At 71.1% G+C, this 12,858-nt stretch carries 14 protein-coding genes; 2 read left to right on the plus strand and 12 right to left on the minus strand.

The genetic code is table 11. From position 1 onward, the window contains the following. Positions 1-15: 15 nt before the first annotated feature. The 10 genes from ACQP2T_RS54985 to ACQP2T_RS55030 all read right to left on the minus strand — a co-directional run bounded on the left by ACQP2T_RS54985 (position 16) and on the right by ACQP2T_RS55030 (position 8,936). On the minus strand, positions 16-945 hold the full coding sequence (locus tag ACQP2T_RS54985; RefSeq protein ID WP_433512727.1) for a phosphotransferase family protein: 930 nt from the start codon (positions 943-945) through the stop codon (positions 16-18). Beyond that, on the minus strand, positions 942-1,478 hold the full coding sequence (locus ACQP2T_RS54990; RefSeq protein ID WP_433512728.1) for a class F sortase: 537 nt from the start codon (positions 1,476-1,478) through the stop codon (positions 942-944). Before ACQP2T_RS54990 ends, ACQP2T_RS54985 begins: the two co-directional genes overlap by 4 nt. Before the next feature lie 3 nt (positions 1,479-1,481). After that, positions 1,482-2,177: a hypothetical protein gene (locus tag ACQP2T_RS54995; protein WP_433512729.1), complete on the minus strand. Its 696-nt coding sequence runs from the start codon at positions 2,175-2,177 to the stop codon at positions 1,482-1,484. Between the two features lie 138 nt (positions 2,178-2,315). Further along, on the minus strand, positions 2,316-2,750 hold the full coding sequence (tsaE, locus tag ACQP2T_RS55000) for a tRNA (adenosine(37)-N6)-threonylcarbamoyltransferase complex ATPase subunit type 1 TsaE (protein WP_433519960.1): 435 nt from the start codon (positions 2,748-2,750) through the stop codon (positions 2,316-2,318). Between the two features lie 29 nt (positions 2,751-2,779). Continuing rightward, positions 2,780-3,829: an alpha/beta fold hydrolase gene (locus tag ACQP2T_RS55005; RefSeq protein ID WP_357948245.1), complete on the minus strand. Its 1,050-nt coding sequence runs from the start codon at positions 3,827-3,829 to the stop codon at positions 2,780-2,782. Continuing rightward, positions 3,826-4,956 (minus strand): alanine racemase, encoded by a 1,131-nt coding sequence (gene alr, locus ACQP2T_RS55010; RefSeq protein ID WP_433519961.1) that lies wholly within the window; start codon positions 4,954-4,956, stop codon positions 3,826-3,828. Before alr ends, ACQP2T_RS55005 begins: the two co-directional genes overlap by 4 nt. Positions 4,957-5,030: 74 nt before the next feature. Beyond that, complete coding sequence (locus ACQP2T_RS55015; protein WP_433512730.1) at positions 5,031-6,482, minus strand: NAD(P)H-hydrate dehydratase; 1,452 nt, start codon at positions 6,480-6,482, stop codon at positions 5,031-5,033. Positions 6,483-6,491: 9 nt separating this feature from the next. Beyond that, the gene (locus ACQP2T_RS55020; protein WP_225293879.1) at positions 6,492-6,842 is read right to left on the minus strand and encodes a holo-ACP synthase; all 351 of its coding nucleotides are present in this window, start codon (positions 6,840-6,842) and stop codon (positions 6,492-6,494) included. A gap of 25 nt (positions 6,843-6,867) precedes the next feature. Next, positions 6,868-7,407, minus strand: a complete 540-nt coding sequence (locus ACQP2T_RS55025) for a hypothetical protein (RefSeq protein ID WP_433512731.1) — start codon at positions 7,405-7,407, stop codon at positions 6,868-6,870. A gap of 140 nt (positions 7,408-7,547) precedes the next feature. Then, a complete protein-coding gene (locus ACQP2T_RS55030) occupies positions 7,548-8,936 on the minus strand; it encodes a PLP-dependent aminotransferase family protein (protein WP_433512732.1) in 1,389 nt (462 codons plus the stop codon). Between ACQP2T_RS55030 and ACQP2T_RS55035 the strand changes: the two genes are divergently transcribed. Further along, positions 8,935-10,158: an aminotransferase class V-fold PLP-dependent enzyme gene (locus ACQP2T_RS55035; RefSeq protein WP_433512733.1), complete on the plus strand. Its 1,224-nt coding sequence runs from the start codon at positions 8,935-8,937 to the stop codon at positions 10,156-10,158. The two genes, ACQP2T_RS55030 and ACQP2T_RS55035, sit on opposite strands and share 2 nt — an antisense overlap. Here ACQP2T_RS55035 and ACQP2T_RS55040 read toward each other — a convergent pair. Beyond that, positions 10,155-11,573, minus strand: a complete 1,419-nt coding sequence (locus tag ACQP2T_RS55040) for an alkaline phosphatase PhoX (protein ID WP_433512734.1) — start codon at positions 11,571-11,573, stop codon at positions 10,155-10,157. The two genes, ACQP2T_RS55035 and ACQP2T_RS55040, sit on opposite strands and share 4 nt — an antisense overlap. Before the next feature lie 199 nt (positions 11,574-11,772). On the opposite strand from ACQP2T_RS55040, the gene coaA reads away from it, so the two are divergent. Then, the gene (gene coaA / locus ACQP2T_RS55045) at positions 11,773-12,690 is read left to right on the plus strand and encodes a type I pantothenate kinase (protein WP_433512735.1); all 918 of its coding nucleotides are present in this window, start codon (positions 11,773-11,775) and stop codon (positions 12,688-12,690) included. On the opposite strand, the gene ACQP2T_RS55050 is transcribed toward coaA, so the two are convergent. Then, on the minus strand, positions 12,662-12,799 hold the full coding sequence (locus ACQP2T_RS55050; RefSeq protein WP_225293890.1) for a hypothetical protein: 138 nt from the start codon (positions 12,797-12,799) through the stop codon (positions 12,662-12,664). The two genes, coaA and ACQP2T_RS55050, sit on opposite strands and share 29 nt — an antisense overlap. Positions 12,800-12,858: the final 59 nt, after the last annotated feature.

A 12,858-nucleotide genomic window follows, 5' to 3' on the forward strand; every position in this document is an offset into this window, starting at 1 on the left:
AGCCAGTCGAGCGGGTCACTCCCAGCCGGTGCGCTCTTTCAGCCAGTCGAGCGCCACGACGCCCTGCGCCCGCTGGAAGGCCCTGACGGTGGGCAGGCCGGGTGGCGGCGGCTGCCGGCCCTGCCGTACCAGGTAGCCGGTGAACGCGGCGATCACCACCGTGGCGGCGGGATCGGGGTTGGGGAAGAGTTCCTGCGGTGGCGGGCCACCTTGCATGGCGACCGAGGGCAGCATGCCCAGGGTGTCGTACCAGGCCGCGCCGACGCAGGCCCACGGCCAGTCGACCACGTAGACGCGCTCCTCGGTGAGCAGCACGTTGTCGGCCCGCAGGTCGGCGTGGAGCAGCGTGTCGCCGGCGGCGGCCGCGACCCAGCCGGACTCCAGCTCGGCCAGGGCGCCGAGGTGGCGCAGCGCCCACGGATCGAGGCCGGTGGTGTCCTCCTCGAGCAGCCTGCGCCAGCCTCGGAACGCCTCGCCGAGCACCTCCCCGACCGGCGGCGCCTCGATCGGGGCAGGCGTGAGCGCGGCCGACATACGCCGTACGGCCTCCATCACCCGGTCGAGCTCGGCGCGGCGCCAGGGCAGCTCAGGGTGGCGGCCCTCGATGTCCTCGAAGACCAGCACCACCCAGCCCTCGACCTCGAAAGAGATCAGTAACCGTGGCGCGGGCACGGACTCGGGAAGGGCAGCGGCGATCTTGGCTTCGGCCTGGTAGAGGCGGACACTGTCGGGGTTCGGCTCCGGGCCGACGGCCTTGACGAAGACGCGGCGGCCGTTCGCGGCGCGCAGTCGTACGGCCGCCGCGGGCGAGAACCCGCCCGTCTGCGTCACGGCCTCGGCAACGGGGGCGCCGAGGAACTCCTCGACGGCGGCGCGGGCCGCCGGATGCACCTCCGGCCAGGGAACGCGCGTGCCCGACGCGGGCGGATCGGTCTGCTCGCTCACGCTCTGGAAGCGTAGACGATGATGTTGTCGACGTATTCGCCCTTGGCGTAGTCGAACTTGCCGCCGCAGGTCACCAGCTTGAGGCCGTCCTCGATGTACACCCGCTTGGCCGGGAAGTGCTCCTTCGACACCTGCTCGACCGAGTCGACCTTGTACTTGACGACCTTGCCGTCACTCCGCTCGACCTTGACGATCTCGCCCTTGCGTACCTGCCTGAGCTTGAAGAACACCGCTGGGGCCGTCTTGGTGTCGACGTGGCCGATGATCACCGAGGCGCCCTTGTCGCCGGGCACCGCGCTGCCGGTGTACCAGCCGGCCATCTTGGGCTTCTCGTACGGCGGCAGCTCGACCTCGCCGTCCTTGCTCAGACCGAGTTTCATCAGCGGCGCCTCGACCTCGATCGACGGGATGTCGATGCTCTCGGGCACGACGGAGCCGGCCGACTTGGTGGTCGCCTGATAGGACCTGCCGAACGCGACCAGCACCAGACCGGTGACGGCGCCCGCGATGACCACCCGTCCAGGGCGGGCCATCGGCTAGCCCCGGACGCGGCGCTTGATCAGCAGCCCGGCCGCCGCCAGCACGGCCGCGCCGACCAGTACGCCGCCGACCGGCATCCCCGAACCCTCGTCCACGTCCTTGCCGAAAGTGCCGCCGCCGCCCGCTCTGGGCGCCTTCGTGGGCGCCTTGGTGGAGCTGTCGTCGGAGGTGTCAGCGGTCGCGCTGACGACGCGCAGGGTGGCCTTGCCGGTGTCGTTGGTGCCGTCGCACTTGACCTCGACCGGGTAGTTGCCGCGCTTGACCGTGCCCGACACCTGCGCCTCGCCGCGTACCCACGGGTTGCCGGCCGCGGTGCCGGTCGGGGCGGGCGTGGCCGTCGAGGACGTCGGCGCGGTGGTCAGCGACACGCCGTTGATGAACGCCTTGGACGTGGCGGTGCCGGTGTGCGCGGGGCCGCCGCTGGGGACGGGGCAATTGGCTAAGATCCACACCTTCGAGGTCTCACCCGCGGTGACCTTGGCGGGGCTGAGCTCGACCAGGATGGGTTTCCTGCTCACGGTGGCGGTCGGTGTGGCGCTGACGGACCCGGTGGCCGAGGCCGAGGGTGTGGGTGTCGATGAGGTCTGCGCGGAGGCCGAGCAGCCGACCGCACCGATCATGACGATGGCTCCCGCGTACGCGACTCGCCTGACCCTGAGCACCGCCGCACCCCACTCCGCGCCGTCCTGCACCAAGCATCCACCAAAAAAGTGGACGCCGCCCCTCCTGATACCCAGAATTTCTGGGCGAATCCCTTACCAATGATCATGTTTTCTATCGATGGTGAGGTACGTCAAGGGTGGCAGCTTTGCCGGAAGACAGGGCGGATTTTACTTTTCCGCAGGTTCGGACGGCGTGTCGGCCCATCGCGCACCGACGCCGCGCAGCGTCACCAGGCGGGCGTCGTCTCCGCCCTCGCGGTCGATGTGGATCTCCAGGCGGTCGTCGGACAGCCCCTCGACCAGTCCCTCGCCCCACTCCACGACAGTCACCGACTCCTCCAGCGAGGCGTCGAGGTCGAGGTCGTCGACCTCCAGGTCACCGCCCAGCCGGTAGGCGTCGGCGTGGACGAGCGGCGGCCCCTGGCGCAGCGACGGGTGCACCCTGGCGATCACGAACGTGGGCGAGGTGATCGGGCCGCGTACCTTGAGCCCTTCGGCGATGCCCTGTACGAGGGTGGTCTTGCCCGCGCCGAGCGGGCCGGACAGGATCAGCAGGTCGCCCGCCCGGAGCCCGGCGGCCAGCCGGGCGCCGTAGGCGCGCATGTCCTCGGCGGTCGGAAGCCTTTCGGCCACTACAACTCCACTCGCTTGATCAGGTCGCGCAGCGCGTCGTTGACCACACCCGGGCGCTCCAGCTGGATCAGGTGCGAGGTGTCGGGCACCTCGGTGAGCTGGGCGTTGGGCAGCGCGGCGGCGATCGCCTTGCTGTGCTCGGGCGGGGTGAGCCAGTCCTTGTCGCCGACCAGGATCGCGGTCGGGACCGGGTCGAGCACGTCGAGGGCGGCCAGTTTGTCGTGGTTCATCAGCGCGGGGTAGAAGTTGGCGAACACCTCGGTCGGCGTCGCCCTGATCATCGTCTCGGCGAAGTCGACCAGGGTGGGGCTGACGTTCTTGGAGTCGCCGAAGCCCATGTAGCGGGTCATCAGGAACGCGATGTCGCTGCCCGCGCTGCGGGTCTTGTCGACGAACGAGCCCCGCCGGCCCAGCAGCGAGATCGTCGACGGGGCGACCTTGTGCACGGCCTTGGACAGCAGCGCCGGCAGGCCCAGCGTGAGCTCGGCCAGCTTGCCCGCCGAGGTGGCGATGAGGGACACCGCGCGGATCTTGTCACCGAACAGCTCGGGATGGCGGTCGGCCAGCGCCATGATCGTCATGCCGCCCATGGAGTGGCCGACCAGCACGCACGGGCCGGGCACGAAGCGTTCGATCACCTCGGCCAGGTCGTCGCCCAGCCGGTCGATCGTGCAGTCCTCGGCGGTGGCGCGCTGCGAGCGGCCGTGCGAGCGCTGGTCCCACAGCACCATGCGGTGGTTGTCGCGCAGGTCGCGGCGCTGGTAGTGCCACGACTCCAGGCTGAGGCAGTAGCCGTGGCAGAACACGATGGTCAGCGGCGCGTCCTCGGGCCCGTCGATCTCGACGTGCAAGGCCGTGTTGTCGGAGGTGACCAGCGTGAGGTCCCTGCCGCGCAGCTCGCCGAACGGCTCGCTCGCCTCGGCGTCGGGGCGCAGCCTCATGCGGCCCACCGCGTAGCGCTTGGCCAGCGCCGCCGCCGCCACACCGGCCGAAGCGGCACCGACGATGGCGCCGGCGATCCCGACCTTCCGCCGTGTTGTCGTCGTCATGTCCCTGATCCCCTATACACCCGCGGCACCCGCGAACCGATCCTGGTCACGATCTCATGCGTTATCGTGCCGAGGTTATCCGCCCACTCCTGAGCGGTCGGCTCACCCCTCCCACCAGGCCCGAACAGGATGACCTCGTCGCCTGCGGCGAGCGGCTCGTCGCCCATGTCGATCATGAACTGGTCCATGCACACCCGGCCGGCTATCGCCCTTCGGCGACCACCCGCCAGAACCTCTGCCCGCCCCGTCGCGTGCCGGAGGATCCCGTCGGCGTACCCGAGCGGCACCAGGCCAAGCGTGGTCTCGGAACTCGTGACATAAAGGTGCCCATAGGACACTCCCGAGCCCTCCGGCACCCGCTTGGCCAGAGCGATCCGCGCCACGAGCGTCATCGCCGGTCGCAGCCCGAAGTCGCCCAGCTCGGGGACCGGGCTGAGCCCGTACATGGCGATGCCGGGCCGGACCATGTCGTAGTGGGTGCGCGGCAGCGTCAGGATCGCGGCGGAGTTGGCCAGATGCCTGATGACGTGGGACCCGGCCGCGCCGGCCTGCTCGGCCTGCTTGAGCGCCGCCTCGAAGGCCTCGATCTGCCGGTCGATCGAGCCATGCCCCGGCACGTCCGCGCAGGCGAAGTGGGACCACAAACCGACGATCTCGATCGCGCCCTCGGCCTGGAGGGCGAGCGCCCTGGCCAGCAACTCCGGCCAGGCGGCGAGCGGGGCGCCGCCCCTGCTCATGCCGGTGTCGGCCTCCAGGTGCGTCCTGGCGGTGCGCCCGGTGCGCCGCGCCGCGGCGGCGATCTCGTCGAGCACCGGCACGTCGGCCGCCGACAGCTCGATCTCGGCTTCGAGCGCCTCGTCCAGCGGCTCTCCGGGGGTGATGATCCACGCCAGCAGCGGCGCGGTGATGCCACCGGCGCGCAGCGCGAGCGCCTCACGGATGAAGGCGGTGCCGAGCCTGCTCGCGCCACCCCCCAGCACGGCCTCGGAGGTCGGTACGAGCCCGTGCCCGTAGGCGTCGGCCTTGACGGCTCCCAGCACTTCGGCGCCGCCCGCGCGCTCCTTGAGCAGCGCCACGTTGTGCCTGATCGCGGCCAGATCGACCCGCGCCTCCGCGGGCGTCGCCATCGGGGATGTCATCCCTCCAGTCTGGCAGCTCGCTCACGTGGTCGAGCGCGAATCACCCCTGTCGAGGTCGGTCCTCACCTCGGAGAGCCGCGCAACGCACGGATCGCCGCCGGAACCGCCGAGGCCACGTCCGCGGCCGTCAGGGGGGCGTCCTCGGCCGCGATCCGGCCGGCCAGCCCGTGCAGGTACGCCCCGCACGAGCCCGCGTCGAAGCAGTCGAGCCCCTGGGCGAGCAGCGCGCCGGACACCCCGGACAGCACATCCCCCGTGCCGCCCGTGGCCAGCCAGGCCGTGCCGGTCGGATTGACCCGTACCGGCCGGCCCTGCTCGGCCACGACCGTGGTCGAGCCCTTGAGCAGGACGGTCACGCCCAGCTCCGCCGCCGCCTGGCGGGCGTACCGGAGCCGGCCCGCCTCGATCGCCGCGCGGTCCACCTCCAGCAGCCGCGACAGCTCGCCCGCGTGCGGCGTGATCAGCACCGGGGCGGTACGCCGGAGCAGCGCCCGGTCACGGGCGACCAGCGTCAGGGCGTCGGCGTCGACCAGGACGGGCACGTCACTGGCGAGCACCCTGGCGGCCAGCTCGTGCGCCCAGTCGCCGGTGCCGAGACCGGGCCCCAGAACCCATGCCTGCACCCGCCCGACCTCGTCGATCGACGGCTCGCCCAGCTCGGTGATGACCGCTTCGGGCCAGTGGGTGCGTACCTGGGTCACCGGCTCACTCGGCCCCACGTAACGCACCATCCCCGCGCCCGCGCGCAGCGCGCCGCCCACGGCGAGCACGGCGGCGCCCGTGTAGCGGTCGCTGCCCGCCGCTACGCCCAGAACGCCCCTGCGGTATTTGTCGGACTCGCCCATCGGCTGCTTCAACCGGCCGTCGACGTCGCAGTGGGTGAACGCCACAACGTCGGGGTCGGGCAGGTAGGGGCCGAGCCCGATGTCGATCAGCTCGATCTCGCCCACGTTGCCCGCGCCCGGATCGACGAGCAGCCCGGTCTTGGGCGCGCCCATGGTCACGGTCACCTGCGCCGCGATGGCCGTCCCGTCCACCTGACCGGTGCTCGCGTCGACGCCGCTGGGCACGTCCACCGCGACGGCCAGGCCGGGCGCGGCGTTGGCCGCCTCGGCCAACCCCGCGTACGGCTCCCGCAACGCCCCGGTCGCGCCGATCCCCACCAGCCCGTCGACGATCAGCTCGGCCCGGTCGACGGCGTCGGGCCCGGCGATCGTGCCGCCCGCCCGGCGGAACGCCTCCAGTCCCGCCTCATGGGTCTTGGAGCCCGCCAGGACGGCCTCGACCCGGGCACCACGAGCGGCCAGGCGGGCCCCGGCGTACAGGGCGTCGCCGCCGTTGTCGCCGCTGCCGATGAGCAGCAGCACGCGCGTGCCGTACACCTTGCCGAGAAGGCCGGCGCAGACGGCGGCGAGCCCGGTGGCGGCGCGGTCCATGAGCGTGCCGTCGGGCAGCCGCGCCATCAGCGCGCGCTCGGCGGTCCTGATCTGGTCGGCGGTGTAGGCGGTACGCATGATCTGAAGCTATCCCTCCGCGATCACGTAGGCCATCGCCACACCGGCGTCATGGCTGAGCGAGATGTGCCAGCGCTTGACGCCCAGGCCGTAGGCGACCTCGGCGGCCTTGCCGGTGACGCGCAGCTCGGGCTTGCCGCTCTCGTCGCAGCGCACCTCGGCCTCCAGGTGCCCGAGCCCCTTCGGCGCGCCGAGCGCCTTGGCGACGGCCTCCTTGGCGGCGAACCTGGCCGCCAGCGAGTGCACGGCGAGCGGCCGTTCGACCTCGGTGAACAGCCGCTCGCGCAGCCCCGGCGTGCGTTCCAGCGCCGACTCGAACCGCGCGATGTCGACCACGTCCACGCCGATGCCCAGGATCATCCCCTCAGGTTAACCGGGCGCGCTCCTACAGCCAGCTGGCCCGCACGCTGTCGGTCGGCCCGTCACCGGGCGCCCTGCCGAGCTCACCCTTCGCCACCCTGGTGAGCAGGCGGCTGACGGTCTCGACGATCTCGGGGACGCACAGGCGCAGCTCGGCCACGTCCGCGGCGATCGACTCGTCGCGCTCCACCCCCGCCCTTTCCAGCACGGCGTCCAGGTCCGCCAGCTTGCCCGCCAGCCACTGCAGGGGATCGCTCGACAGCTCCCTGTCGAAGACGCGCGGGCCCGGGTTCCACTCGGTGAAGGCCGGATGGTGGTGGGTGCGATCGAAGCTGCCGGGGCTGCCGTCGACCGATTCCAGCAGGTCGACGCGCCAGATGGGCCGGTCGAGGTTGATGGGCCGCGCCGAATAGATGGAACCCTTCAGCTGCCCTGGTTCGAGCATCCGCACTTCGAGGCGGACGCCGTGCTCGGCGCCCTCCTGGCCCTTCATCGGATTGGGGTCGACGAAGTAGAGATCGCTCACGGCTACGCCGATCCGCTCGAAGCCGAAGATGTACAGCACGAGGAGCCCTCCTGTCGCGAGTGTCCTCTTCGAGTATCAACAACGTCCTGGGCGGCTTCAATCAGGGGGTCTCAGCCAACGGATCTCCGCCGTAGCGGGGTCGGTCCCAGCCGCGCCGGCCACCGTACGCGGGATCGGTCTCAGACGCGGGCCAGCCGCCGTACCCCCTCGACCAGCTCGGCGGCGTCCGCCGTGGCGGCGAACCCGAGGCGCAGCCACGCGGCGGGCACCTCGGTGGCGAAGTAGCGGCTGCCCGCGCTGACCGCGACCCCGAGCTGCCGGGCGGCGGCGGCCACCGCTGTGTCGCTCAGCCCGTCGGGGAGCCGCGCCCACAGGTGCAGCCCGCCGGCGGGCTGCCGCGCGACGCTCCAGCCGGGCAGCTCGCGCGCGATGGCGGCGGCCAGTTCCGCGCGCCGGTCGCGCAGGGCCGTGGCCAGCGTACGCAGGTGCCGTTCCCAGGACGGCGAGCTGACCAGCTCCAGCGCGGCCTCCTGGAGCGGGCGGGTGACGAAGAAGTCGTCGACCAGGCGGACCGCCCGCAGCCGCGCCATCACCGGACCGCGCGCCACCAGCGCCCCGATGCGCAGGCTCGGCGCGGCCGGCTTGGTGAGCGAGGTCAGGTAGACGACGGTGCCGTCGCGGTCGCCGGCCACCAGCGGCGGCGGCATGGGCCCGCCGTGGCCCAGGTGCCGGGCGAAGTCGTCCTCGATCACGAACGCGCCCGCCGCCCTGGCCACCTCGACGACCTGGCGGCGGCGTTCGGGCGCCAGCACCGCGCCGGTCGGATTGTGATGGACCGGCTGGCAGTACAGCAGCCGCGCGCGGGTCAGCTCGAACGCCTCGGCCAGCAGGTCCGGCCGCAGCCCGTCGGCGTCCATGGGCACCGGCACCGGGCTGAGCCCGGCCGCGCGGGCGGCGGCCATGGCGCCGGGATAGGTGGGCGACTCCACCAGGACCGGGTTGCCGGGTCCCGCGATGGCCCGGAACGCCATCGACAGCGCGCTCTGCCCGCCCGCGGTGATCAGCACGTCCTCCGGTGTGACACCGCCGCCGGCCATGGTGGCGAACACGGCGCGCAGCGGTGACAGGCCGATCGCGGGTGCCCGGTCCCAGGCGTCGGGACGGCGGGCCGCGCGGCCCAGCGCCGCGGTCAGGGCCCGCGTCGGCTGCAGCGATCGATGCAGGTAGCCGCCGTCCAGCATGATCGTCCCGGCGAGCGGCGGGCCGAGGGCGTCGGTCAGCGAGCGGGTGTCCACGGCCCGGTCGGTGAGCGCGACCGTCTGCCAGGCGGTGTCGGCGATCTCGGCGCCCGCTCTGGCGCGCGGCGCCACGAACGTGCCGCTCCCCGGACGAGTGATCACCGCGCCCTCGGCGGCCAGCGCGGCGATGGCCTGCGACACGGTGACGGGACCCACCCGGTAGCGCTGGACCAGGTCACGGCTGCTGGGCAGGCGGTCGCCCGGCGCCATGCCGGACAGCAAGGCACGCAGCCGCACTGCCAGTTCCGCCGAACTGCTACTATCCGACATGAGACTGGATAATAGCGCTTTCGCCTCCGACTCGGGATCGCTACTCGACGTCAAGAGCCTGCGGGCCGACACCCCCGGGTGCGAGCGGGTCGTGCACCTCAACAACGCCGGATGCGGGCTGCTGGCCGCTCCGGTGCTGGCCACGATGCTCGAACACCTGCGACTGGAAGCCCAGATCGGCGGCTACGAGGCGTCCGCGGCCCGCGCCGTCCAGGTCCGCGAGTTCTACGCGGAGCTCGCCGCCCTGATCAACTGCGCTCCGCGAAACATCGCGTTCGCCGGTAGCGCCACCCACGCCTTCGCCACCGCCCTGTCGTCGATCCCGTTCGAGGCCGACGACGTCATCCTGACCACGCGCAACGACTTCATCTCCAACCAGATCGCGTTCCTGTCCCTGCGCAAGCGCTTCGGCGTGCGCGTCGTGCACGCGCCGGACGCGCCGGAGGGCGGCGTGGACGTGGCGGCGATGGCCGCGCTCATGCGGGAGCACCGGCCCCGGCTGGTGAGCGCCACTCACATCCCCACGAACTCCGGGCTGGTCCAGCCGGTCGCCGAGATCGGCCGCCACTGCCGCGAGCTGGACCTGCTGTACATGGTCGACGCGTGCCAGTCGGTCGGCCAGTACCCCATCGACGTGGCCGCGATCGGCTGCGACCTGCTCACCGCCACCTGCCGGAAGTTCCTGCGCGGGCCGCGTGGCTCCGGCTTCCTCTACGTGTCGGACCGGGTGCTGAAGGCGGGGTACGAGCCGCTGTTCATCGACATGCACGGCGCCCGCTGGACCGGGCCGGACCACTACCAGCCCGCCGAGTCCGCCGCGCGGTTCGAGGAGTGGGAGTTCCCGTACGCGACCGTGCTGGGCTGCGCGGCCGCCGCCCGCTACGCCCGCGAGGTCGGCGTCGAGGCCATCGCGCGCCGCTCGCCCGCGCTGGCCGCCCGGCTGCGTGTCCTACTGGATGCCGTTCCAGGGGTACGCGTCCTCGAAAAGGGCCCCGAGCTGGGCGCCATCGTCACCTTCACCATCGAGGGGTGGCGACCGGAGCCGTTCAAGGCGGCCATGGACGCGAAGGGGATCAACTCGGCGCTCAGCTTCCGGGAGTTCGCCCAGTTCGACTTCGGCGACAAGGACGTCGACTGGTGCCTGCGCCTGTCACCGCACTACTACAACACCGAAGAGGAGGTGGACCAAGTGGCCGAGGCGGTCGCGGAGCTGGCGAGCTAGAACGAGCCCCGCTGCCAGGGTCCCCAGATGGCGAACGAGGTGCCCTCTTTGGACTGGACGTTGACGTACAGGGTGTGACCGCCGGGGCCGAAGGTGGAGCCCGCGAACTCCGCGCCGGGGTCGCCCGCCACCGGCTCCAGGCGGCAGAAGTCGAAGATCTGGCCCTGCTTGGTGAGGCCGCGCAGGAAGTTGTCGCCGTCGCCGTCCTCGCAGAGCACCAGCGTGCCACGGGGGCTGGCCGTCACGTTGTCGGGCAGGTCCAGCACCGACGAGCGCGGCGACTCGTACACCAGCCGGAGCCGCCCGGTCCACGTCTCGTACGCCCACACCTGCCCGCGCCCCTTGCCGAACCCGGACGGCGGCGTGTCACCCTCGGCGGTGGCGCCGCCCTGGGTGGAGCAGAAGTACACGGTGCCCTGGTGGTAGATGGCCCCTTCGAGCCGGGCGAAGATCGCCGCGCCCTCGGCCCGCCCCTGCTTGCCGACGGCCTGGACGGCCTCGTCGTTCGACGGCTTGCCGGTGAAGGTGGGGTCGGGGTCGTCGATGGTCACCCATACCGTGTTGTACGTCGCGCCGGGCCGCTGCCCCTTGGACAGGTCCTTGCGCGGCGAGCCCTTGATCGCGAGCATCTGCAGCCGGCCGCCGTCCAGCAGCCGCCCGGCCTTGAGCGGGTGCTTCGGCGGCGTGTAGCGATAGAAGCCGGAGGCGAAGGAGAAGCAGTCCTCGGTCAGGTAGAGCGCCCCCGCCTGCGGGTCGAACGCGGCCGACTCGTGCGCGAACCGCCCGGCGGCCTTGATCGGCTTGGCGTTGGAGGTGCCCGACACCGGCACCTCGAAGATGTAGCCGTGCTTGCGGGTCAGCTTGCTGTTGTCGCCGCCGGAGAAGTCGTTGGCCACGTCGGGGCCGTTGACGGTCTCCTCGCAGCTCACCCAGGCGTTCCAGGGCATCGGACCGCCCGAGCAGTTCATCATGGTGCCGTTGAGTGACGGGGCGCTCTTGAGCACCTCGCCGTAGCGGGTGACGTGGAGGGTCGAGGTGCCGCCGCCGGCCGCGGGATCGTAGGCCTTGTCCTTGTCGCCGAAGGCGCCGACCGCTCCGCTGACCTCGTGGTTGCGTACCAGGATCGCGGTGTCGCGCGGCCCGCGGAACGCGGCCATCCCGTCGTGCCTGCCCGGCACGATGGAGCCGTCGGAGTATTTGCTGCCCGCCGGGCTGAAGGAGCGGTATTTGAACCCGTCGGGCAGGTGCAGCCTGACCTTTCCGTCACGCGCGTCGCGTACCGCCTTCAGCGGCCCGTAGCCGGTCGCCCGTGTGACCCCGCCCCTGGCGCCCGCGCAGGCCACTCCGGCGAACGGCCCGGTGATGCCGGCCGCGGCGGCCAGCCCTGCTCTGGTCAGAAAGCGACGACGGTCCACAAGCCCTCCCGAAGGTCAGGTCTCCGAACAGTAGCCGCTGACAAATAGCCGCATGCCCGGTTTGGTGAGATCCCCGGGCGCGGGCCACCGCCTTACCCCAAACTGGTCATAAGTAATCCCATGTCTTTATCCACAGGCTGTGGATAGAGAGTGCCACCCGGTCGAGAGCGCGTTTGTCGGCCGTCGATACGCTGCCAAGGTGAACAACGGCTACGTTGAACTGAGCAGGGAGCAGTGGAGCGAACTCCGCAAGAACACGCCCTTGACTCTCACCGAGGAAGAGCTGGAAGAGCTGCGTGGCGTCGACGACCCCATCGACCTCGCCGAGGTCACCGACATCTACCTCCCCCTGACCCGGCTGCTGAACCTCCACTTCACCGGGTCCCAACAACGCAGTAGCGTGCTGAGCGCGTTTCTCGGGCATCCCGGGCAGCGCGTGCCGTACATCCTGGGCATCGCGGGCAGTGTCGCGGTCGGGAAGTCGACGACGGCGCGGCTGCTGCACACGCTGCTGGCCCGCTGGCCCGAGCATCCGCACGTGGAGCTGCTCACCACTGACAGCTTCCTCTATCCCAACGCGGTGCTGGAGTCCAAGGGGATCATGCATCGCAAGGGCTTCCCCGAGAGCTACGACCGCAGGGCGCTGGTCAGGTTCGTCGCCGAGGTCAAGGCCGGGCTGCCCGAGGTGCAGGCCCCGGTCTACAGCCACCTCGAATACGACATCGTCCCCGGCGCCAAACAGATAGTGAAAAATCCGGATATCTTGATCATTGAGGGGTTGAACGTGCTGCAGCCCGCTCCGCCCACCTCCCTGGCGGTCAACGACTACTTCGACTTCTCGATCTACGTCGACGCCAAGGTGGAAGACATCCGGGCCTGGTACGTCGACCGCTTCCACAAGCTCCGCCGCACCGCCTTCGAGGACCCCAAGTCATACTTCAAGTACATCGCCGAGCTCTCCTACGAGGAGGCGACGGAGTTCGCGGTCAATGTCTGGCGCGACATCAACGAGCGCAACCTGATCGAGAACATCGCCCCCACCCGTGGCCGCGCCGGCCTGGTCATGCAGAAGGGCGCCGACCACTCCGTCAGGCGGGTACGGCTTCGCCGTACCTGAACACCTCCTCGAACAGGTAGGTCGCGAACCTCCCCGCGCACCCCTGATCGTCTATGTCGGCGAACCAGCAGTCCTCGCCGTCCTCGTGACACCTGAACGTCTGCCTCATGTGAGAGACCCTCGCGTACGGGGGTCAACGGCCCATCAACATCGAATCGACAAGAATGA

Origin of the sequence: Nonomuraea sp. CA-143628 (assembly GCF_050942315.1) — a bacterium.
Taxonomy (GTDB): Bacteria; Actinomycetota; Actinomycetes; order Streptosporangiales; family Streptosporangiaceae; genus Nonomuraea.

Excerpts from the sequence above, each read along its gene's own strand:
- tsaE (WP_433519960.1), bottom strand. The coding sequence starts at position 2,750 with ATGCGCGCCTACGGCGCCCGGCTGGCCGCCGGGCTCCGGGCGGGCGAC.
- ACQP2T_RS55035 (WP_433512733.1), top strand. The coding sequence starts at position 8,935 with ATGAGACTGGATAATAGCGCTTTCGCCTCCGACTCGGGATCGCTACTC.
- ACQP2T_RS55050 (WP_225293890.1), bottom strand. The coding sequence starts at position 12,799 with ATGAGGCAGACGTTCAGGTGTCACGAGGACGGCGAGGACTGCTGGTTC.
- ACQP2T_RS55030 (WP_433512732.1), bottom strand. The coding sequence starts at position 8,936 with ATGTCGGATAGTAGCAGTTCGGCGGAACTGGCAGTGCGGCTGCGTGCC.
- alr (WP_433519961.1), bottom strand. The coding sequence starts at position 4,956 with ATGGCGACGCCCGCGGAGGCGCGGGTCGATCTGGCCGCGATCAGGCAC.
- ACQP2T_RS55020 (WP_225293879.1), bottom strand. The coding sequence starts at position 6,842 with ATGATCCTGGGCATCGGCGTGGACGTGGTCGACATCGCGCGGTTCGAG.
- ACQP2T_RS55015 (WP_433512730.1), bottom strand. The coding sequence starts at position 6,482 with ATGCGTACCGCCTACACCGCCGACCAGATCAGGACCGCCGAGCGCGCG.
- ACQP2T_RS55005 (WP_357948245.1), bottom strand. The coding sequence starts at position 3,829 with ATGACGACGACAACACGGCGGAAGGTCGGGATCGCCGGCGCCATCGTC.
- ACQP2T_RS54990 (WP_433512728.1), bottom strand. The coding sequence starts at position 1,478 with ATGGCCCGCCCTGGACGGGTGGTCATCGCGGGCGCCGTCACCGGTCTG.